Source organism: Streptomyces sp. NRRL B-3229, assembly GCF_000719505.1.
In the GTDB taxonomy this organism is placed as follows: Bacteria; Actinomycetota; Actinomycetes; order Streptomycetales; family Streptomycetaceae; genus Streptomyces; species Streptomyces griseorubiginosus.
The window spans coordinates 19,020-39,195 of sequence record NZ_JOGP01000018.1 but is presented as its reverse complement, the minus strand read 5'-3'; the positions used below and the strand labels follow the sequence as shown (position 1 = coordinate 39,195).

At 71.8% G+C, this 20,176-nt stretch carries 23 protein-coding genes; 10 read left to right on the top strand and 13 right to left on the bottom strand.

The annotated features are described in order from the left end of the window. Positions 1-362: 362 nt before the first annotated feature. Positions 363-566, bottom strand: coding sequence for a hypothetical protein (locus IF54_RS0126155; protein ID WP_030322839.1), 204 nt, complete (start codon positions 564-566; stop codon positions 363-365). A 270-nt stretch (positions 567-836) separates the two neighbouring features. After that, positions 837-1,802 (bottom strand): pirin family protein, encoded by a 966-nt coding sequence (locus IF54_RS0126150; protein WP_030322838.1) that lies wholly within the window; start codon positions 1,800-1,802, stop codon positions 837-839. A 147-nt stretch (positions 1,803-1,949) separates the two neighbouring features. Between IF54_RS0126150 and IF54_RS0126145 the strand changes: the two genes are divergently transcribed. Next, positions 1,950-2,432 (top strand): MarR family winged helix-turn-helix transcriptional regulator, encoded by a 483-nt coding sequence (locus tag IF54_RS0126145; RefSeq protein ID WP_030322837.1) that lies wholly within the window; start codon positions 1,950-1,952, stop codon positions 2,430-2,432. Further along, a complete protein-coding gene (locus IF54_RS0126140; RefSeq protein WP_030322833.1) occupies positions 2,429-2,875 on the top strand; it encodes a winged helix DNA-binding protein in 447 nt (148 codons plus the stop codon). Before IF54_RS0126145 ends, IF54_RS0126140 begins: the two co-directional genes overlap by 4 nt. 43 nt (positions 2,876-2,918) lie before the next feature. Here the strand turns inward: IF54_RS0126140 and IF54_RS0126135 are convergent, their stop codons facing one another. Beyond that, the gene (locus IF54_RS0126135) at positions 2,919-4,313 is read right to left on the bottom strand and encodes a PepSY-associated TM helix domain-containing protein (protein WP_030322831.1); all 1,395 of its coding nucleotides are present in this window, start codon (positions 4,311-4,313) and stop codon (positions 2,919-2,921) included. Between the two features lie 121 nt (positions 4,314-4,434). Here IF54_RS0126135 and IF54_RS0126130 point away from each other — a divergent pair, with 121 nt between their 5' ends. Continuing rightward, positions 4,435-5,082 carry a peptide deformylase gene (locus IF54_RS0126130; RefSeq protein ID WP_030322830.1) on the top strand — a complete coding sequence of 216 codons (648 nt, stop codon included), beginning with the start codon at positions 4,435-4,437 and terminating at the stop codon, positions 5,080-5,082. Here the strand turns inward: IF54_RS0126130 and IF54_RS0126125 are convergent. Beyond that, positions 5,079-6,518 (bottom strand): dihydrolipoyl dehydrogenase family protein, encoded by a 1,440-nt coding sequence (locus IF54_RS0126125; protein WP_030322828.1) that lies wholly within the window; start codon positions 6,516-6,518, stop codon positions 5,079-5,081. The genes IF54_RS0126130 and IF54_RS0126125 overlap by 4 nt on opposite strands. Positions 6,519-6,648: 130 nt before the next feature. Between IF54_RS0126125 and trxA the strand changes: the two genes are divergently transcribed. Beyond that, positions 6,649-7,035, top strand: coding sequence for a thioredoxin (gene trxA / locus IF54_RS0126120; protein ID WP_030322825.1), 387 nt, complete (start codon positions 6,649-6,651; stop codon positions 7,033-7,035). Positions 7,036-7,045: 10 nt separating this feature from the next. On the opposite strand, the gene IF54_RS0126115 is transcribed toward trxA, so the two are convergent. Genes IF54_RS0126115 through IF54_RS0126100 form a run of 4 tightly spaced genes read right to left on the bottom strand, consistent with a single transcriptional unit; the run spans position 7,046 to position 11,492 of the window. Beyond that, positions 7,046-8,482, bottom strand: coding sequence for a benzaldehyde dehydrogenase (locus IF54_RS0126115; protein WP_030322823.1), 1,437 nt, complete (start codon positions 8,480-8,482; stop codon positions 7,046-7,048). A 30-nt stretch (positions 8,483-8,512) separates the two neighbouring features. Beyond that, positions 8,513-9,691 carry a 4-hydroxybenzoate 3-monooxygenase gene (locus IF54_RS0126110; protein WP_030322821.1) on the bottom strand — a complete coding sequence of 393 codons (1,179 nt, stop codon included), beginning with the start codon at positions 9,689-9,691 and terminating at the stop codon, positions 8,513-8,515. A gap of 20 nt (positions 9,692-9,711) precedes the next feature. Beyond that, positions 9,712-10,752: a LacI family DNA-binding transcriptional regulator gene (locus IF54_RS0126105; RefSeq protein ID WP_030322820.1), complete on the bottom strand. Its 1,041-nt coding sequence runs from the start codon at positions 10,750-10,752 to the stop codon at positions 9,712-9,714. 59 nt (positions 10,753-10,811) lie between these two features. Further along, positions 10,812-11,492 carry a TetR/AcrR family transcriptional regulator gene (locus IF54_RS0126100; protein ID WP_030322818.1) on the bottom strand — a complete coding sequence of 227 codons (681 nt, stop codon included), beginning with the start codon at positions 11,490-11,492 and terminating at the stop codon, positions 10,812-10,814. A gap of 100 nt (positions 11,493-11,592) precedes the next feature. On the opposite strand from IF54_RS0126100, the gene IF54_RS0126095 reads away from it, so the two are divergent. Continuing rightward, positions 11,593-12,156 (top strand): NAD(P)H-dependent oxidoreductase, encoded by a 564-nt coding sequence (locus IF54_RS0126095; RefSeq protein WP_030322816.1) that lies wholly within the window; start codon positions 11,593-11,595, stop codon positions 12,154-12,156. Positions 12,157-12,303: 147 nt separating this feature from the next. On the opposite strand, the gene IF54_RS0126090 is transcribed toward IF54_RS0126095, so the two are convergent. Then, positions 12,304-13,209 carry a LysR family transcriptional regulator gene (locus tag IF54_RS0126090; protein ID WP_030322815.1) on the bottom strand — a complete coding sequence of 302 codons (906 nt, stop codon included), beginning with the start codon at positions 13,207-13,209 and terminating at the stop codon, positions 12,304-12,306. Positions 13,210-13,326: 117 nt separating this feature from the next. Here IF54_RS0126090 and IF54_RS0126085 point away from each other — a divergent pair, with 117 nt between their 5' ends. After that, a complete protein-coding gene (locus IF54_RS0126085) occupies positions 13,327-13,524 on the top strand; it encodes a hypothetical protein (RefSeq protein WP_030322813.1) in 198 nt (65 codons plus the stop codon). 5 nt (positions 13,525-13,529) lie between these two features. Here IF54_RS0126085 and IF54_RS0126080 read toward each other — a convergent pair whose 3' ends face one another. Together IF54_RS0126080 and IF54_RS0126075 are read right to left on the bottom strand one after the other, a co-directional pair. Next, positions 13,530-14,411: an LLM class F420-dependent oxidoreductase gene (locus tag IF54_RS0126080; RefSeq protein WP_030322812.1), complete on the bottom strand. Its 882-nt coding sequence runs from the start codon at positions 14,409-14,411 to the stop codon at positions 13,530-13,532. Between the two features lie 235 nt (positions 14,412-14,646). Beyond that, entirely contained in the window at positions 14,647-15,624 is a 978-nt protein-coding gene (locus IF54_RS0126075; protein ID WP_051735540.1) for a TerC family protein, read from the bottom strand. 246 nt (positions 15,625-15,870) lie between these two features. On the opposite strand from IF54_RS0126075, the gene IF54_RS0126070 reads away from it, so the two are divergent. Then, positions 15,871-16,848 carry an alpha/beta hydrolase gene (locus tag IF54_RS0126070; RefSeq protein ID WP_030322806.1) on the top strand — a complete coding sequence of 326 codons (978 nt, stop codon included), beginning with the start codon at positions 15,871-15,873 and terminating at the stop codon, positions 16,846-16,848. Positions 16,849-17,059: 211 nt separating this feature from the next. Next, complete coding sequence (locus IF54_RS0126065) at positions 17,060-18,064, top strand: helix-turn-helix domain-containing protein (RefSeq protein ID WP_030322804.1); 1,005 nt, start codon at positions 17,060-17,062, stop codon at positions 18,062-18,064. A 15-nt stretch (positions 18,065-18,079) separates the two neighbouring features. On the opposite strand, the gene IF54_RS0126060 is transcribed toward IF54_RS0126065, so the two are convergent. Both IF54_RS0126060 and IF54_RS0126055 read right to left on the bottom strand, forming a co-directional pair. Beyond that, entirely contained in the window at positions 18,080-18,433 is a 354-nt protein-coding gene (locus IF54_RS0126060) for a hypothetical protein (protein WP_030322802.1), read from the bottom strand. A gap of 115 nt (positions 18,434-18,548) precedes the next feature. Beyond that, on the bottom strand, positions 18,549-19,082 hold the full coding sequence (locus IF54_RS0126055) for a 2'-5' RNA ligase family protein (RefSeq protein ID WP_030322800.1): 534 nt from the start codon (positions 19,080-19,082) through the stop codon (positions 18,549-18,551). Between the two features lie 134 nt (positions 19,083-19,216). On the opposite strand from IF54_RS0126055, the gene IF54_RS0126050 reads away from it, so the two are divergent. Together IF54_RS0126050 and IF54_RS0126045 are read left to right on the top strand one after the other, a co-directional pair. Next, positions 19,217-19,675: a MarR family winged helix-turn-helix transcriptional regulator gene (locus IF54_RS0126050; protein ID WP_030322790.1), complete on the top strand. Its 459-nt coding sequence runs from the start codon at positions 19,217-19,219 to the stop codon at positions 19,673-19,675. 133 nt (positions 19,676-19,808) lie between these two features. Then, a complete protein-coding gene (locus IF54_RS0126045; protein WP_030322785.1) occupies positions 19,809-20,075 on the top strand; it encodes a hypothetical protein in 267 nt (88 codons plus the stop codon). Positions 20,076-20,176: the final 101 nt, after the last annotated feature.

Here is a 20,176-nt window from a genome sequence, read left to right as displayed (position 1 = left end):
GATCCATTCCCACCCACTGCACACAGTCGTACGGTGAACTCATCGAGGACCTCCCCGAGTTCGGACTCTCTGCCCGAGCCGAGCATCCTGCGCACCCGGCGGGAGCGGGAGGCCCCGCCCCTTCATCACATCAATCGCCAAGGCCATCGTCACGCTGGAGCGGCAACGCTGAAGAAGCTCGGTGGTCTCCACGTGAAGCCGTGCAGCGTCCGTGCAGCCCTCGTTGCACTGCTGGTACAGGTAGGACCTCGCCATGGCGTTGGCCCGACAGAACCGCGGACGCTGCCAAGCCGGCTGTTTCGGACAACGACATGGAGCTGGCCACGGTGGCCGCCTTGGCATGAAGGCGGCCACCGCTCTCTCTATGGGATGGAGTCCAAGAACGGGCGACCGTGCTCGTGCATCGTCCGGATGGCGTGCTCGTATTCGGCTTCGTCCTCAAGGACCAGAGCCATGTGCGTCTCGGTGTTGTAGATGGTCCCGAGCCCGAGGTCGGATGTGATGACGACCCAGCCGTCCTCGGTGCCGTCCCACAGGAAGTCCAAGCTCTCAGGCTTGTCTGTCATGGTGTTACCCCGTGCTTTGTGAAGGTGACAACCATGCCGCCGTTCCCGACCGGGATGATCTGGGACGAGCGCATGGGAGATCCCGCCTTTTCGAAGGTCAGCAGGAGTTCTGCCACAGCTGCCCACGGACAGCCACACCGTGGAACCGCCGCCCACCCCAGGCCGAGACGGCGATGCGGTCGCCCCCCCCTGCAAGCGGTCGACCGCAAGAGGCATTTTCCGGCCGCGCCTTGCTCGACAGCCTTACCAGCACACAGGTATTTCCGCAGGTCATCGCACCCTGCCCCGCGGTTTCAACGGCACAGGCGGCAGTTCCGGAGCGGGCAGCGGCGCGCCGTCATACCCCTTCACCTCACCGAAGCGACTGCCTTCCATCCAGTCCTGACGCGCCTGCACGATCTCTTCTTGGGACCGCCCGATCCAGTTCCAGAACATGACGAGCTCCTCCTCGAACGGCTCGCCGCCCAGGAGCATCAGGCCCGCGTCCGACTCGGCGCGCAGCGGGAGTTCGGTACGGCCGCAGCCGAGGTAGAGCATCGAGCCGGGCAGGACCGGCACTCCGTCCACGTGGGTCTCGCCGGACATGGCCAGCACGGCGTACTCGAAGTCCGGTTCCAGCGGCAGGCGTACGTCCGCGCCGCCGGCCAGGGTCAGGTCGGCGCCGACGATCGGGGTGTACGCCGTGCCGGGTGAGCGCGCGCCGTCGAGGTCGCCCAGGATGAGGGTGGCCGTGAGACCCGGCGCCGTGATCTGCGGCAGCTCGGCATGGTGCTCGAAGCGCGGGTCGGTGTGGCGGTGCCCGTCGGGGAGGGCGACCCAGAGCTGGGCGCCGTGCAGGTAGCGGGCGTGGGACCGGGGGCTCTCCTCGGAGTGGCTGATCGCGCGGCCGGAGGTCATCAGGCCCAGCTCACGGGGGCGGATGGTCTGGAGACTGCCGGTGGAGTCGCGGTGCAGCACCTCGCCCTGGTGCAGCCAGCTCACCGTCTGGAGGCCCATGTGCGGGTGCGGGGGCACCTGCATGCCCGGCTCGTCGGCGATGTCGTCGGGGCCGTAGTGATCGACGAAACACCAGGCACCGACCATGCGGCGGCCCAGGTTGGGCAGCAGCCGGCGCACCTCGCTGGACTCGCCGAGCTTGACGCGGCGAGGGCTGAGGAGTTCACGCACGGGTTCCGCCACCACGAAGCCGCGGCCACCGCACAGGGCGGGTACCGCCTCGCGATCAAGATTGCTCATGGCGCCCAACCTAGCCCCGTGAAGCGACTCCCGTCAGGCCGTCCGCCGGGCACGGGGACCGGCACGGGACAGGGCCCGCGCCGTAAGACACCAGCCGCGACCAAAAGACAGTAGCCATGGCTATAGTAGCCATGTACTGTATCGAGCATGAGTACGGCACCCGAGGGCGCAACGCCCGGTTTCCTGGTCTGGCGACTGTCGATGAAGTGGCGGGTCGCCGTCGACCGCGCGACGGCCCCGCTCGGCCTGACCCACGCCCAGTACTCCCTGATGGCCTCGCTGTACGGCATGCAGCGCGGCGGCGAGCGGCCCAGCCAGCGGCGCCTCGCCGACCACACCGGCCTCGAACCGCTCTACGTCTCGAAGCTCGCGCGCTCCCTGGAGAGCGCGGGGCTCCTGGAGCGCACCCGCGACCCGCGCGACCCGCGCGCGGTGCAACTGGCGCTCACCGAGGAGGGCCGGGAGCGGACCGGGCGGGCCATCGAGGTGGTCCAGGGACTCCTGGAGCAGTTGCTGGCGCCCCTCGGAGGCCTGGACAGCACCCGCACACGAGAGTTCAAGCGCGAACTGGCGACCCTGCTCGACACCCCCCTCGACCCGGCGAACGACAACCCGAAGGAGCAGCCATGACCACCGCCCCTCCTCTCCTGAACCCCCGTGTCATCGCCCTGGCCCACTACGCGGCCCGCGGGATCCTGGAGCACGTCCTCGCCCGCCACGGCCTGACCTTCCAGCAGTCCGTCACCCTGCGACTGGCCGCCGTCGCGGAGGGCCCGGTCGAGCGGCAGCACCTCGTCGACGATGTCGTCGGCTCGCTCAAGATCAGGACGCAGGAAGCGCAGGCCGTGGTCGACGAGCTGGTCACCGCGGGGGCGCTGGCGGCCCGGCTGCCGTCCCAGGTGCGGATCACGGATGCCGGGCGGCAGCTGTACGAGGTGACGTCCGCGGAGACGGCCCCCGTCTCCGCCCGGGTCTACGACGGCATCCCCGAGGAGGAACTCGCCGTGGCCGGGCGGGTGCTGAGCCTCATCACCGAGCGGGCCAACAGGGAGCTGGCGGCACTGACGGCGTAGCGAGTTCGCGGCAGTGACGGCGCAGGAGCGGCCGCAGGCCGCCTCAGACCGCCGCCGTCTTCCTCCCCTTCCGGTGGGCGATCTCGCCGAGGATCACATCCGCCACGACGAACCCCGCCAGCGGGATGCCGAGCAGCGGCACGAAGTAGCCGAGGACGGCGACGAGGACCACGCCGGGCACCAGGATCTGCGGCGGCACCTGCTGCCAGGCTCCGCGCGGGATCGGCCGTCCGAAGGCGGAGCCCCGGCCGCGCTGCCACCACATCCGGTAGCCCCACACGATCAGCAGGACCAGCGACAGGGCGAGGATCATCAGGGCGATCTGGTTGACCAGCCCGAACAGGACGCCGGTGTGCAGGTCGATGCCCCACCGGGTCAGCTTGGCGAGCAGCGGGTGGTCGGCGAACCGCAGCGTGTCGGTGACCTTGCCGGTGGTCGGGTCGACAGCGACGGAGTCCTGCTTCTCGGGCCAGCTGCGCTGCACCTGTCGTACGACGTAGGCCGAGGACGCGTCGGCGGGCGGGACGATCTCCACGGGGTCGCCGAGGCCCTGGCCACGGGCCGCGGCCAGCACCTTGTCGAGGCCGACGCCGTGCTCGGCGTCCCCGGCGGAGGCGGAGGCGCCGTGGCCGGAGTGGTCGCCGCCCGCGGTGGCGGATACCGACGGGGTGGCCTGGCCCAGCGAGGTGCGGAGTTCGTCGATGTTGGCGCCCGCGTAGGTGGACCAGGTCAGGCCGGTCGCGGACAGGAAGAAGAAGCCGGCCGCGGCCCAGACGCCGACGGTCCCGTGCAGGCCGAGGGTGCGGCGCCGCCCGCTGGTGCCGCGGACCTTGCGCAGGGCGCGACGGCGGGAGAACCACAGCACGACGCCGCCGCCCGCGATCACCCAGAGCCAGCTCGCGGCGAACTCGCTGTAGAGGCGGCCGTTCTCGCCGAGGTGGAGGTCCCGGTGGAACTCGTCGATCCAGGTGCGCAGGGGGAGCGCCCCGGTGGAGCCGTACTGCTCCAGCGCGCCGCGGACCTTGCCGGTGTACGGGTCGACGAACACGGCGAGCGTGTGACCGGGGTCGACACCCTTCACGCCCGACAACATCACCCTGGTGGTCGCGTCGGCCTCGGGAGACGGCCGTACGGCCGTGACGGTGCCCTCGGGATGGGCCTTGCGCGCGGCGGCCACCTGCTCCGAGACGGGGAGTTCGCTCTCCCCGACGGCGGCGACGGTCATCTCGTGGCGATAGACGATCTTCTCGGCCTGGAAGGCCCCTGCGTACAGGAAGCCGGTGACGGCGGCGATCAGCAGGAAGGGCGCGACGAACACGCCGGCGTAGAAGTGCAGACGCAGCACGAGCGGGCGCAGCGGGGCCCATCTGCCGGGGGTCGGCGCCGAAGCGGCCGGCCCGGGGGCCTCGTCCGTGGTCGTCGTGGGAGCGGTGGACATCGGCGGCTTCTCCGGGGGCTGGGGACGGTGGCGGTCCAGTAGTCGGAGGGCGGGGCCGCCGAGTTCCCGGCACGTCGAGTGACCCGCATCACACATGAGGCGCACATGGCATCCTGGCGCGATGGCAACCCCGAGTCCCCGCAAGCCCCTTGCCGACCTGATCGAGGAACTCCTCACCACGGACGGCCCGCTCTCGATCGTCGCGGCCGGCGACCCGGTTCTGCGCAACAGCATCGAGCCTTACGACGGCCACCTGGACGCCGCCCTCTTCTCCCGCTTCGTCCAGGCCCTCCGCATCACGATGCACGCGGCGCCCGGCGTCGGGCTCGCCGCCCCTCAGGTCGGGGTCCCCCTGCGGATCGCGGTGATCGAGGACCCCGCTCCGGTGCCCGAGGAGGTGCGGCTGGCCCGCGGACGCGTCCCGCAGCCGTTCCGGGTGCTGGTCAATCCGTCGTACGAGGCGGCCGATCCCGAGCGGGCCGCGTTCTTCGAGGGCTGTCTGAGCGTGCCCGGCTGGCAGGCCGTGGTGGCACGGCCCGCCGCGGTCCGGCTGACCTGCGAGGACGAGCTCGGCCGGCCGGTGGACGAGGTGTTCACGGGCTGGCCCGCGCGGATCGTCCAGCACGAGACGGACCACCTCGACGGCACCCTCTACCTGGACCGCGCGGAACTGCGCTCCCTGTCCTCGAACCAGGCGATGGCCGAACGCTGGACGCAGCCGACCCCGGAGCAGGCGGCCGCGTCCCTCGGGTTCGAGCTGCCCTCCTAGTTGTCCCGGTAGGCCTCCAGGAGCCGCAGCCACACCTCGCTGATCGTCGGGTACGCCGGGACCGCGTGCCACAGCCTGCTGACCGGGACCTGGCCGGCGACCGCGATCGTGGCGGAGTGGATCAGTTCGCCGACGCCGGGGCCGACGAAGGTGACGCCGAGGAGGATCTCGCGTTCCAGGTCGACCACCATGCGGGCGCGGCCGCGGTAGCCCTCGGCGTAGAGGCCCGCGCCGGAGACCGAGCCGAGGTCGTAGTCGACCGCGCGGACGCGGTGGCCCGCCTGTTCGGCTTCCGCGAGGGAGAGGCCCACGGAGGCCGCCTCCGGGTCGGTGAAGACGACCTGGGGTACCGCGTCGTGGTCGGCGGTGGCCGCGTGCGCGCCCCAGGGGTCCACCTGGACCGGGGCGCCGGAGGCGCGGGCGGAGATGGCGGCTCCCGCGATGCGCGCCTGGTACTTGCCCTGGTGGGTGAGGAGCGCGCGGTGGTTGACGTCGCCGACCGCGTAGAGCCAGTCGGTGCCGGTGACGCGCAGGCTGTCGTCGACCTCGAGCCAGCTGCCGGGCTCCCGGCCGACGGTGTCGAGGCCGATGTCGTCGGTGTGCGGGGCGCGTCCGGTGGCGAAGAGGATCTCGTCGGCCTCGATGCGGTCACCGGTGCCGGTGACGACCACGACCGTGCCGTTCTCCCGGGTGACCGACTCGACGGAGGTGCCGGTGCGCACGTCGACGCCCGCCTCGGTGAGCGCCTCGGCGACGAGCTCGCCCGCGAACGGCTCCATGCGGTTGAGCAGGTTCTTTCCGCGCACGAGGAGGGTGACCCGGGAGCCGAGGGCCTGCCAGGCGGTGGCCATCTCGGTGGCGACCACTCCCCCGCCGACCACGACGAGCCGGCCGGGTGCCGCCTTGGCGCTGGTGGCCTCGCGGCTGGTCCAGGGTTTGACCTCGTCGAGGCCCGGCAGGTGGGGCAGCACGGCCCGGGTGCCGGTGCAGACGGCCACGGCGTGCCGGGCGGTCAGCACCGTCCTGGTGCCGTCGGGCGCGGTGACCGTGACCGTGCGTTCCCCGTCGAGGCGGCCGTGGCCGCGGTAAAGGTCGGCGCCGATGCTCTCCAGCCAGCCGACCTGGCCGTCGTCCTTCCAGTTCGAGGTGAAGTAATCCCGGCGGGCGAGGACCGCTGCCGTGTCGAGGGGGCCCTGCACCGAGGCGCTCAGTCCCGGCAGGCGGCGGGCGTCGGCCTGGGCTATCACCGGCCGCAGCAGGGCCTTGCTGGGCATGCAGGCCCAGTACGAACACTCTCCGCCGACCAGCTCGCTCTCCACGACCGCGGTGGAGAGCCCGGCCGCACGGGTGCGGTCCGCCACGTTCTCCCCCACGGGTCCGGCACCGAGCACCACTACGTCGTAGGTGCTGTTCGCGATGTCTTCCGTTTCCGTCATGGGCCCAGTCTGGTGGGTGGTGTGCGCCGGGGCCACATGGGTAAGCGCGCCGAACAGCGCGTGGAATACGTGCCCGACCGGGCGTGTTGTGCCGGACGGTTTCCCCGACACCAGGAAGAGGGTTGGCTCAATGAGCAGCACCGTGGAGCTCACCAAGGAGAACTTCGACCAGACGGTCACGGACAACGAGTTCGTCCTGATCGACTTCTGGGCGTCCTGGTGCGGTCCTTGCCGCCAGTTCGCGCCGGTCTACGAGAAGGCCGCCGAGGACAACCCCGACCTGGTCTTCGGCAAGGTGGACACCGAGGCCCAGCCGGAGCTGGCCCAGGCCTTCGGCATCCAGTCGATCCCGACGCTGATGATCGTCCGCGACCAGGTCGCGGTGTTCGCGCAGCCGGGCGCGCTGCCCGAGTCGGCCCTGACGGACGTCATCGGGCAGGCCCGCAAGCTGGACATGGACGAGGTCCGCAAGGCCGTGGCCGCGCAGCAGGCCCAGGCCGAGCAGAGCGACCAGTAAGAACCCCTGATCAGAAGGGGTACGTCGCCACGTCCGCACGTACCGTCGTCCACCGCACGTCGGTGAAGGCCTCCACGTTGGCCTCGCCGCCGAACCGGGCGCCGGTGCCGGACGCGGCGATGCCGCCGAAGGGCGCGACGGCCTCGTCGTTCACGGTCTGGTCGTTGATGTGCACGATGCCGGTCGGGATGCGCTCCGCCAGGTCGAGACCGCGGGCCGCGTCCCCTGTGACGATGCCCAGCGAGAGGCCGTAGGGCCCCGCGGCGGCCAGCGCGGCCGCCTCGTCCACGGTGGCGAAGGACCGTACGGGCGCGACGGGCCCGAAGACCTCCTCCGCGTAGGCGGGCGTGCTGTCGTCGATGCCCGCGAGGACCGTCGGCCGGTAGAAGAGCTTCTCGTGGGTGCCGCCCGCGGCCAGCTTGGCGCCCTGGGCGGTGCTGGCGTCGACCAGCCCGCGCACCTTGGCGAGCTGGTTGTCGTCGATGATCGGGCCGAGGTGGACCTGCTCCCGGTTCGGGTCGCCGACGGCGAGCGAGTCGGCCTTGGCGGCCAGCCGCTCGACGTACTCCGCGTACAGCGACTCGTGGACGAGGTGGCGGCCCGTCGTCATGCAGATCTGGCCCTGGTGGAAGAAGGATCCCCAGGCGGCCGTGGAGATGACGGCCTCGATGTCGGCGTCCTCCAGAACGATCAGGGCGGAGTTGCCGCCGAGTTCCAGGTGGGCGCGCTTGAGGTGGCGTCCGGCCGCCTCGCCCACCGCGCGGCCGGCGGCGGTCGACCCGGTGAAGGAGATGACGGGGACGCGCGGGTCGGCGACCAGGGCCTGGCCGACGTCCGGGCCGCCGGGCAGGACGTGGAAGAGGCCCTCGGGCAGCCCGGCCTCCGCGAAGACCGCGGCGAGCGAGAGTCCGCCGCAGACCGCGGTGCGCGGGTCGGGCTTGAGGATCACCGCGTTGCCCAGGGCGAGCGCGGGGGCGACGGAGCGGATCGACAGGATCAGCGGGGCGTTGAAGGGCGAGATCACGCCGACGACGCCGACCGGGACCCGGCGGGTGTACGACAGCCTCGGCGCCTCACTGGGCAGGACCTGGCCCGCGGGGCGGGAGGCGAGGGCGGCGGCCTCGTAGCACTCCTGGGCGGCCACGTGCAGCTCGAAGTCGGCCTTGCCGGGTATGGACCCGGACTCGCGGACGAGCCATCCGCGCAGTTCCTCGGCGTGCGCGGCGAACAGGTCACCGGCCTTGCGCAGTACCCCGGCCCGGACGAAGTGCGGGAGCCGCGCCCATTCGGCCTGGGCGGCGCGGGCGGTCTCCGCGGAGCGCTCCACGTCCTCGCCGGTGGCGAGGGTGACGGTGGCGAGGGTGTCGCCGGTGGCGGGCTCGGTGACCGCGTACTCAGGTCCCGAAAGGGGGTGGGGCTGCCAGCTCCTGGGGTCGAGCAACGACATGACGGCTCTCCGTTCGATCACCTGCGGGACTCACGCGGGCAGGGGTGGTCCCGTGTAGTTCGCGGCCAGTTCGGCGGCCGCATGGCGGGATGCGGTGATTCGGCGCAGCCGTGCGAGCTGCATCCGGCTCTCGAACGCATCCCCGTTTGGTTGAGCGTGCAACATCCTAGTCATGTCGTACGAGAAGCGCGTGGCCTGCCACACACGAGAAAGACACAACTCCGAATACCTGTCGATCAGTTGCGTGGATCCCGTGCGGTGGGCCTCGATGAGGGCGCGCGCCAGGACGGACACGTCCGACACGGCGAGGTTGAGCCCCTTGGCCCCGGTCGGCGGCACGATGTGCGCGGCGTCCCCGGCCAGCAGCAGGCGGCCGTGACGCATGGGCTCGTGGACATGGCTGCGCATCGGGGTCACCGACTTGGCGGTGACGGGACCCCTGGCGAGGGTCCAGTCGGCGTCGACCGCGAAGCGGGCGGCGAGCTCGTCCCAGATGCGCTCGTCGGACCAGTCGGCGGCGTCCGTGCCGTTGGGGACCTGGAGGTAGAGCCGGGAGACGGACGGGGAGCGCATGCTGTGCAGCGCGAAGCCGCGCTCGCCGCGGGCGTAGATCAACTCCTCGCAGGAGGGCGGGACGTCGGCGAGGATCCCGAGCCAGGAGTACGGGTAGTCGCGCGCGTACGTCCGGCTCGTCGCCGCCGGGAAGGACTTGCGGGAGACGCCGTGGAAGCCGTCGCAGCCGGCGACCCAGTCGCAGGCCAGCGTCTGTTCACGGCCCTCGTGCCGGAACCGCACCACGGGGGCGTCGCTGTCCGGCTTCTCGACCGCGAGGGCCTCCGCCTCGAACAACAGCGGCGGCCCTTCGGCCAGTTGGAGTGCGACGAGATCCTTCACGATCTCGGTCTGGGCGTAGATGGTGACCGTACGGCCGCCGGTGAGCGCGGGGAAGTCGATGCGGTGCCGCTCCCCCGCGAACCGCAGCTCGATGCCCCGGTGGACCAGGCCCTGCGCCTCCAGGCGGTCGGCGGCCCCGCACGCGCGCAGGGCGTCGACGGTGCCCTGCTCCAGCATGCCGGCCCGCTGGCGGTGCTCGACGTACTCCCGCGTCCGGCTCTCCAGGACCACGCAGTCGACGCCGGCGCGGTGCAGCATGCGCGCGAGGAGCAGTCCGGCGGGGCCACCGCCGATGATCCCGACCGTGGTGCGCATGGCAGGCCTCCCTGCGTCCGTCAGCTGGAGTCGCGGTGCACCACCGTGGCACCCAGCACCGTGTGCGTCTCGGTCGCGGCGCCCGGTTCGCGCACCGCGCGGTCGACCAGTTCGGCCAGGTCACGGCCGGACGGCAGCTCGATGTGGACGGTGCTGAGCCGGGGGCGCAGCAGCCGGCCGAGGAGCAGGTCGTCGGCGCCGATCACCGCCGTGTCCTCCGGGATGCGCAGCCCCTCGTCCTGAAGGGCTCGCATCAACAGCATCGCGTATTCGTCGTTGTATGCGAACACGGAGTCGAGTCCGAGCTCCCGCCAGCGGGCGGCGAGCCTGATCGCGGACTGCTCCTCGAAGGCGAGGGGCAGCTCGGTGAGCGTGGCGTCCGTGCCTTGCAGGGCCCGGCGCACACCCGCCAGGCGGGGCAGCGAGAAGGCCTCCAGACCGGCCTCCTCGGGCACCACCACACCGATGCGGCGCCGGCCGCGCGCGTACAGGTGGTCGGCGGCGCAGTGGCCGACCCGCTCGTGGTCCATGAGCAGGGCGTGGGCGCCCTCGACGGCCTCGGGCGCGAGGGTGACCACGGCTCGGGCGCCCGAGCGGCGGAGCAGGGCGACACCCTGCGGGCCGAGTCCGGTGCCGGGCACCAGGACGGCGACCGGGCGCAGCTCGGCCCAGGCGCGGGCCGCCTCCTCCCCCTGGAGGCCGACGCTGCCGTACTGGACGACGGTGTAGTCGAGGCGGCCGAGGGCCCACTGGAGTTCGCTGATGAACTGGCTGTAGAGGGGGCCGACCGGGATGGACGGGGCCGGCATGAGCACCATCCGGCTGTGGCCGGCGCGCAGGCTGCGAGCGGCCGCGTGCGGGACGTACCCGAGTTCCTTCGCGGCGGCGTGGACGCGGCGGCGGGTGGGTTCGCTGATCCGGACGGCGCTGGTGTTGTTGAGGACGTAGGAGACGGTCGCGCGCGAGACGCCGGCCAGGCGGGCCACATCGGCACTCGTGGGCACGGAACGCGGTAATGCGGACGCGGACGTGTTCTGTATCTGCACCATGACGATCGTCATCTTTGCAGAAGCTGTGACGGCGCCCACATGTGGGGTTGCCGCTCTCGCCGGGCTGCCGCTCAGCGCTGCGGATCGGCGCCGGTCACGCGCGTCACGAGGTCGTTCCAGCCGGCCTCCAGGCGCCCCAGCGGCATGTCGCACTGCCGGGTGAGGTGATGGATGAGAGCCGGGTCGAGGTACGCCATCAGCGTCTGGGCCAGCAGCTCGCAGTCGGCGTCCGGGAGTATCTGCCGAAGCAGCATGGCGGTGTGCATGTGCAGGGCGCGCGCCGCCGGGTGGGAGTGGCGCCGGGTCGGCTCCGACTGCGCGGCCAGCAGCAGGTCCAGCTGTTCGGCGTAGCGGTACAGCACGGCCACGCCGAGCGCCCGCAGCCGGTCCACCGGCGGGGCTCCCGGGCCCAGCGGGGGCGGGCCGGCGAGGAAGTCCGCCTGGAGCGTGTGGGCGGAGTGGTCGAGGAGCGCCAGGAGCAGTCCGGTGCGATCGCCGAAGCGACGGAAGACCGTGCCCTTGCCGACTCCGGCGGCCGTGGCCACCGCCTCCATGGTGACGCCTGCCACACCGTGCTCCGCGATCAGCCGGGTCGCGGCCTCCAGCAGCCGAGCCCGGTTGCGGGCCGCGTCGGCACGCAGGCACGGCTCGTCGGGAGCGAATCCGACCTCCAGGAGACGGGGCTTGTCGGAGGGCTCCTCGGGCATCGGCAGCGGGGACAGGGTCTCGGACATGAAGCCAGCGTAAAGCATCGGGAAGAAAACTGGACCCCGGTCCGTTTGGGATGCTAGAAATTAAACGGACCCCGGTCCGGAACATTACGGCAGTGTTTCAGCACCCTTGGAGTAACGCATGTCTGTTCGCATCCTGGCGCTCGTCGGATCCCTTCGCGCCGGCTCGCACAACCGCCAGCTCGCCGAGGCGGCCGTCAAGCACGCTCCCGAGGGCGCGGAGATCGTGCTCTACGAGGGCCTGGCCGAGATCCCCTTCTACAACGAGGACATCGACGTCGAGGGCAGCGTCCCGGCGGCCGCCGCCAAGCTGCGCGAGGCCGCGCAGGCCTCCGACGCGTTCCTGTTCTTCTCCCCCGAGTACAACGGCACGATCCCGGCCGTCCTGAAGAACGCCATCGACTGGCTGTCGCGTCCGTACGGCGCCGGCGCCTTCGCCGGCAAGCCGGTCGCCGTGGTCGGCACCGCGTTCGGCCAGTTCGGCGGCGTGTGGGCGCAGGACGAGACCCGCAAGGCCGTGGGCATCGCCGGCGGCAAGGTGCTCGAGGACGTCAAGCTGTCCATCCCGGGCTCCGTGGTCCGGTTCGCCGAGACGCACCCGGCGGACGACGCGGAGGTCGCCGCGCAGCTGGCCGAGGTCGTGGCGCAGCTGCACAACCACGCGGGTGAGGTTGCGGCCGCCTGAACCTGCGGCGCTTGAACGGTTTCTTCGAGGGGCCGGAGTTCTTTGTACTCCGGCCCTTTCGTGTGTCGCCTGCGGGCTGGCGGGGGTTGATCGCGCCCACGCGGCGGAGCCGCAGATACACACAGCCCCGCGCCCCTTTGGGACGCGTCACGTCACCGTTGCCGGAGCCAGATCTCTCAGTTCCCTGAGCGCCGCCGCGATCGCCGGGCGTTCGGCGGCTCCGGTGCGGGTGCAGGTCAGCAGCTTTCGATGGGGGTGGCCCTCGCAGCGGACCCGGGTGACCGGCAGGTCGAGGGTCAGGTGGGCCAGGCGGGGGATCAGCGCCACGCCCAGGCGGTGGGCGACCAGGTGGGCGGTGACGTTCCACTCCACGGCCTGGTGGACCACGCTGGGGGTGAAGCCGGCCGCGCCGCAGGCCGACATGACGTGGGTGCGGCAGGCGCTGTCCATCACGGGGGCGATCCAGTCCTCGTGGGCTGCGTCCGCGAGATCCACTTGGTCACGCCGGGCCAGCGGATGGTCCGCGGGTACGACCAGGTCGAACGGGTCGTCCAGGAGGGGCTGTTGGTCGAAGCGGGCGTCGCTCATCGGCGGGTTGTACGGGGTCGCCTCCACGACGGCCAGGTCGATCGCCCCCTCGAAGAGCAGGTCGAAGCTCTCGGGCAGGCCCAACTCCTGGATGCTGACGGTGAGTCGGCTGTGCCGCTCGCGCAGCCGGACCGCCATAGGGGCGAGCAGGGCCGAGACGGCACCGGCCAGGCCGCCCACCCGCAATGGTCCCGCGGGCTCGTCCCGGTGGGCGCTCAGCTCCAGTTCGGCCTGTTCCCAGCGGGCCTGGATGGCGTCGGCGTGCGCGAGCAGGCTCTCGGCGGCCGGGGTGAGACGGATCCCCCGACCCTGGGGTTCCAGGAGGTCCACACCCAGGTCGCGGGCGAGCTGGCGGATCTGCTGGGAGGCCGCCGACGGGGTGAAGTGCAGGGCCCGGGCAGCGGCGGTGACCGTGCCGTAGTGGGCGACCGCCCTCAGGACGTGGAGCCGGCGCAGGTCGATCATGAAGCCAACACTTCAAGGTGACGTCCAGAAAGTCAACGTGGACGTGAACGAAGACCCCGCCGCATGCTGGCTGTGTCGCGACGGCCGTACCCAGTCCGTGGATGCGAAGGAGTCACCATGACCAGCACGACCCGCGCCGTCTGCCCGCACTGCGGCTGGCCGGACGACGCCGAGCCCTTCCAGGTGGTGTCCCGGCACGGCACGGGCGACGGCCGCACGGTGTGGACGCGATGCGGCTGCGGCTCGTTGCAGGTCCGGGTGGTCGACTGCGACGGCACGCGGATCGTCTCGCGCAGCCGGCCTGCCATCGCCTAGGCCGGTCAGTCCAGTTCCGCCAGGCGCTCTACGGCGGGTGCCGCGAACTGTTCGATCCACCGCGCGGGGGCGCCGAGTCGCGGGCCGAGGACGACCCTGTCGATGCCGAGCCTGGTGTAGCGCGCGATGTCCCGGGTGAAGGTGTCGAGGTCGCCCGCGGAGGCGGACTCGCCCACGTAGAGGACGGTCTTGCGGATCTCGTCGTAGTCGCGTCCCTCGGTGTCGCAGTGACCGCGCAGCACGTCGAGCTTGTGGGCGACCTCCTCGGGCGAGGTGGTGAAGAGGTTGCAGGCGTCGCCGTGGCGGGCGACGAGCCGCAGTGTCTTCTTCTCGCCGCTGCCGCCGATCATGATCTCGGGGTGCGGGCTGCTGACCGGGGGCGGTACGCACAGGGTCTCGGCGAGCCGGTAGTGGGTGCCCTCGAAGGGGCCGTTCGTCGCCGGGTCCCACATCTGGAGGCAGATCCGCAGGGTCTCCTCAAGTCGCTCGAAACGTTCGGCGACGGGCGGGAACGGCACGCCCAGGCCCTCGTGCTCACGGTCGTACCAGGCGGCACCGATCCCGAGGGTGGCACGGCCGCCGGAGAGCACGTCGAGCGTGGTCGCGATCTTGGCGAGCAGTCCGGGGTGACGATACGTCACTCCGGTCACCAGTGCGCCGAGTTGGACCGTCTCGGTGTGGGCCGCGAGGAAGCCGAGGGTCGTGTAGGCCTCCAGCATGGGGTCCTCGGCCCCGCCGTTGAACTCCATCTGGAAGTAGTGGTCCATCACCGACAGCCAGCTCACCCCGGCCGCCTCGGCCGCACGGCCCGCGGCGGCGAGCTCGGCACCGAGAGCGGGGCCACCCGCGGGATGGTCGAACCGGTTGATGTGCACACCCACACGCATGACGTCTCCGCTCACGGGGCTTGGCCGACGCTGGCGACGCTACGACTTGGAGCGCGCTTCAAGTCAAGGGGGAAGAGGTGCGACCGCCTCGACGTGGGGGGGGAGCACTCGGGACGCCGACCGGCCGTGCCCGCCGTCTCGGCCCGGTGCGACAGCCGCCCTGCGGTGCGATCGGCGCCGAGGCATCCGCCGCCCGGACACCGACGCGGGCCCTCCGGGGCCTGCCCCGCCCCCGTCACACCGCCCGCTCCGCCTCCACCCCCTCAACCCCTTCCAGCCGCTTCGCCGCCCGCAGGCTTGTCAGGGTGGTGACCGCGAGAACGAGGACGATGAAGCCGAGGGAGAAGGGGATGCCGATCTCGGGGACGTGGACGCCGGACTCGTGGAGAGCGTGCAGGACGAGCTTGACCCCGATGAAGCCGAGGATGATCGAGAGACCGTAGCTGAGGTGGACCAGCTTCTTCAGCAGGCCGCCGATGAGGAAGTACAGCTGGCGCAGGCCCATGAGCGCGAAGGCATTGGCGGTGAGGACGATGTACGGGTCCTGGGTCAGGCCGTAGATCGCGGGGATGGAGTCCAGGGCGAACAGCACGTCGGTGGAACCGATGGCGAGCATCACGACGAGCATCGGCGTCATGACCCGCCTGCCGTTCTCCTCGACCCACAGCTTGGTGCCGTGGTAGCGGTCGGCGACACCGAAGCGCCGCTCCACCGTCTTCAGCAGCTTGTTCTCCTCGTACTCCTCCTCGTGCCCACCCTTGCGGGCGTCCTGCACGAGCTTCCAGGCGGTCCAGATCAGGAAGGCGCCGAAGAGGTAGAACACCCAGGAGAACGTGGAGATGATCGCCGCGCCGGCCGCGATGAACCCGGCGCGCAGCACGAGCGCCATGATCACGCCGACCATCAGCACCCGCTGCTGGTACTGCGACGGCACCGCGAACTTCCCCATGATCAGGACGAACACGAAGAGGTTGTCCACGCTCAGGGACTTCTCGGTGATGTACCCGGCGAAGAACTCGCCCGTGGGCTTCGCACCGCCGAACAGGAGCAGCCCGAGCCCGAAGAGACAGGCCAGCACGACCCAGACGACGGTCCAGACGCCGGCCTCCTTCACCGAGACGTCGTGCGGCTTACGGCCGATGAAGAAGTCGGCCCCGACCAGGACGCACAGGGCGACCACGGTCAGCAGCCAGACGGTGAGAGAGACGTTCACAGGTTCTCCAGGTGCGTGGGGGGGCATCGAAAGCCTGGCCACCTCCGCGCATCCCATCCACCTGCACAAGGTGAACAACGGGTCACGCGGGGGAAAAGACTCGCAGGTCAGGCGTGAGCGGAGCGGTTCTCGCCGTTGTCACCCGCCGTACGGCGGGCAGGTTCCGCCGTACGGCGGCGCCCCGGACCGGCGCCGACGGGCCGATCATGGCGCCACGAGCCGCCGCACCCCGCGTGAGGAGAAGCCATGACACACGTGCCGCCCCCGTTCGACCCCGAACTCGGTGCCGCCCTGGAACTGATCAAGGACGTGATCTCGCCCGGCCTCACCCCGGACGAGATCGACGACGTACGCCAGGGACCGGCCATCCAGATGCTGGCCGAGCTGGACCTGACGCTGGACGGGTTCTTCAAGGTGGAGGACCGGTCGGTGCCCGGGCCGGCGGGTGCCCCGGAGATCTCGCTGCTCATCGCCCGCCCCGTCACCCCGGAGCCCGGCGGTGCCGGTCGGCCGGTGATCTACCACGTCCACGGCGGCGGCATGGTCCTCGGCAACAACCGGCTCGGCGTCGACGGTCCGCTGGCCTGGGCGCGGGAACTGGACGCGGTGGTGGTGTCGGTGGAGTACCGGCTGGCGCCCGAGCATCCGCATCCGGCACCGATCGAGGACGTGTACGCCGGGCTCGTGTGGACCGCCGAGCACGCCGGGGAGATCGGCGGCGACGCCGGGCGGATCGTCATCGCGGGAGCGAGCGCGGGGGGCGGTCTCTCGGCGGCGCTGGCCCTGCTCACCCGGGACCGGAAGGGACCCCGGCCGATCGGTCAGCTGCTGATGTGCCCGATGCTGGACGACCGCAACGACAGTCCGTCGACGTACCAGATGGCGGGCCTGGGGGTGTGGGACCGTACGGCGAACGAGACCGGGTGGACGGCGTTGCTGGGTGAGCGGCGGGGCGGTCCGGACGTACCGGCGTACGCGGCGGCGGCCAGGGCGGAGGACCTCTCGGGGTTGCCGCCGGCCTTCCTCGACGTGGGCTCCGCGGAGACGTTCCGTGACGAGGTCGTCGCGTACGCGTCCCGGATCTGGCAGGCGGGCGGAGCGGCCGAACTCCATGTGTGGCCCGGCGGCTTCCACGGTTTCGACGGCTTCGCTCCGCAGGCGGCGCTGTCGCAGACCGCACGCGCGGCTCAGGTGACGTGGTTGCGCAGGCTGCTGGGCAACTGAGGCTGCGGGAGGGGCTGCTGCGGGGTGGCACGTCGAACGGTCGCGGTAGCGCGCCGGGTGTGCCATGGCGGGGAACCGCACGGCCGAGTCACGACGGAGCCGGGGTCGCTCCACGCGGGCGCACCTTCAGGGCGCTTCGCGGCGCCGAGGCCGTGCGGTTCCCCACGCCCTCTCAGGGCGCTTCGCGGCGCCGATGGCGCACCATAGCCGTATGAAAGAGCTGGCCGGGCGCCTGACCGCGCTGGATCCGGACGCCGGTGCCGCCGTGCGGGTCATCGCCTACTTCGATCGGCTGTCCGAGTCCCGTGCGGGGCTGGAGGCCCTGGTGCGGGGCGCCGCCGTGCTGGCCGGGGTGCCCGCGCGGCTGGACGACGCGGAACGCCGGGTGCGGGTGCGGGTCGAGGCCGACGGGACGCGCCGGGACTCCGGGGCCCCGCCGGAGCCCGGCTGGCCTTCCGCCGCGCTGGCACCCGGTGGGGCCGCCGCGCTGTGGCTGGAACGGGCCGGGGCGGCGCCCAGTGTCGTGGACGCGGTGATCCTGGAGCGGGCCGCGGGGGCCGTACGGCTCGTGCTGGACCGTACCCGCGGACGGGCGCCCGTGGACGACCCCGCCTTGGTCGAGACCGTGCTGGACGCCGGAGCCCCGGAGGCGGCGCGAGTGCACGCGGCACGGGGGCTGGGGCTGGATCCCGGGGGCACGGCGCGTGCGCTGGCTCCGCTCGACGGGCGGCCCCTCGTCATGAGCGGACGGGCCGACGCCGAAACGCTCACCGGACGTACGGGCACCGGCCGGGTCGGAGTGGGGCCCGAGGTGCCCGTGCTCGACCTGCCGCGTTCCTGGGCGCAGGCCCGTACCGCGCTGCGGTTCACCGCGGAGGGCACCGCCCAGGACCCGGGGCCGAGGGTCGTGCACGCCGACGAGCTGGGCGGTGTGGCGCTGCTGGCCGAGCTCGTGGCACCGGGTGCGGAGGCGCCGCCCGATGTCCGGGCCCTGGAGGCGGCGGGGGCGAGCACTCCCTGGCTGCTGGCCACCCTGGACGCCGTGGTCTCGACGGCGAGCCTGCGCGCGGCCGCCGCCGGGATCAACGTCCACCACTCCACACTCCAGGACCGGTTGTCCCACGCGGAGCATCTACTGGGCTGGCCCCTGCGCACCCCCCAGGGCCGACTGCGACTGCAACTGGCCCTGACGATGCGGAACTTGACCAGGCCGTGAGGGCCCCCACCGCGCTCAACGGAACTCGTGCACGACCTCGATCGTCCCGACGATGTGCGCGTTGAACTCGTCCAACTCCTCGGCGGGGACCCACAGTTCGAGGATCGTGCGGCCGCCGGCCTGCTGGACGGGATAACGGCTCAGGAAACCGGACTCGACCTCGAAGCGGGTCACGAAGCCGGCGCCGTCGTGCTTGACGTTCCAGTCCCGGGCGATCCTGATCGCGTAGTCCTCGTCGAGGACCGGGTAGAAGATCGGCTGCTCGGGGAGTCTGGGCGGCCAGGCGCGCCAGTCGAGCTCCCGGACCAGGTCCAGTTCCACCGGGCCGGTGGGGCGCCAGAGGGTCGTCGTCAGTGGCCGGCCGGTCATGGGTTCGCTCTCCGCAAGGACCGGCCGCCGGTGCGGCCGGGTCGGGAGCCCGGACGATACCGGCGGGTGAAGCGGGCCGGCCACAGGGTTTCCGAGCGGTGCGGGTGCCGTCCGGCTACCGGAGGGCGAAGGGCGTCCGGTGCTGCCAGTCGGTGCCGGTGTAGGCGACGAGATCGACCTTCGACACCCGGGCCGCGAAGGGGAGGCGGGTGCGGATGTCGGCCTCGGCCTCGTCCAGGAGGGAGTCGTCGTGGGACTGGGCCACCGTCAGATGCGGGTGCGGCTCGTACTTCCCGCCGTACGGCGGGGCCTCCGGCCAGCGTGCGACGACCGCCTCCGTGAGTCGGCGGAACGGCATGTCCGGGGTGGGGGCGAGGTAGAGCAGTCCGGGAAAGCGGCCGCAGTCCTCGAACCGCACGTCGAAGGAGGGGTGAGCGCCGAAGATCTCGTCGAGGGCGGCGCGGGTGCCGGCGTCGACCAGCGGCTCGGGCAGGAACGGGAAGAGCACGGTGACGTGCGCCGGGACACCGGCCCGAGCCGCCGGATCGAAGCGGTCGCGCCAGGCCCGTACCGCGGGCTCGGCCTCCGGCACGGGCACCACGAGGGCCGTCTGGCCGCTGACGAAGGAAGCGGATGCGTCGGCTGTCATGGCATGGGTGTATCAGGCGGCGCACGGCGGACGCGACCCACCAGAACTTGTACACACGCACAACAGGCTCACGCCGACTATTTCACCGATGACATATTCTGGATCCCACCACTTCGGGACGGAGGCCCAGCGCCATGACCGCGACTGACCCGGCACTCACCGCGCTCGCCCAGGGCTGGTGCGCGCTCTCCCTCCTGCACGGCAGGATCGAGGCCCACATCGAGCGTGCCCTCCAGGCCGGGCACGAGCTGAGCGTGCGGGAGTACTCCCTGCTGGACGTGTTGAGCCGGCAGCATGACGGGGAGGGCGGCCATCTCCAGATGAAGCAGGTCGCCGACGCGGTCGTCCTCAGCCAGAGCGCCACGACCCGGCTGGTCACCCGCCTCGAGGACCGCGGGCTGCTGACCCGCTATCTGTGCCCCACCGACCGGCGCGGCATCTACACCGACGTCACCGACGCCGGCCGCACCCTGCTGGAGGCGGCCCGCCCGACCAACGAGGCGGCCCTGCGCGAGGCGCTCGACGAGGCCGCCCGCAATCCCGAACTCGCCCCGCTCGTCAAGGCGGTCGAGACCCTCGGCGTACCCGCCTGATCGTGGTCGTCGGCTTCGGCTCCTGGTACCGGGACGCATTCCCGCCGACCGCCACGGGCAGGGTCTTCAGGGATCAGCCGTGATGGAACGCGCCGCGTTTCGTGCATCTCGCGCAGAGGAACGGAGTTTCAGCGTGCCGACGAACCAGGCCACCGCCCCCGGGAACGACGTGTCGCCCACCCGGATGGACCGTCTCGACGAGGAGATCATCGCGCTGCTCGCGCGTCGCCGTGAGATGGCTCAGGAGCTCCCCGCTCCGGCCCGGGCCCGCGCGGTGGACCCCGGGTTCACCGAGACCGTGCGGGAGATCACGGACCGCTACCGCCAGGAGCTCGGCGGGGCCGGCGAACTCGTCGCCCGCGCGGTACTGGTGCTCTGCACGCCGGACCGCCGGAACTGACGAGCCGGCCGGCCCCGGGCCGCACTGCGGGTCACGCGGCACCGGGGCCCGCGGGCGCCCGTCCGGTTCAGCCGTGCGGCGCCGGGACCCGCGGGTTCTCG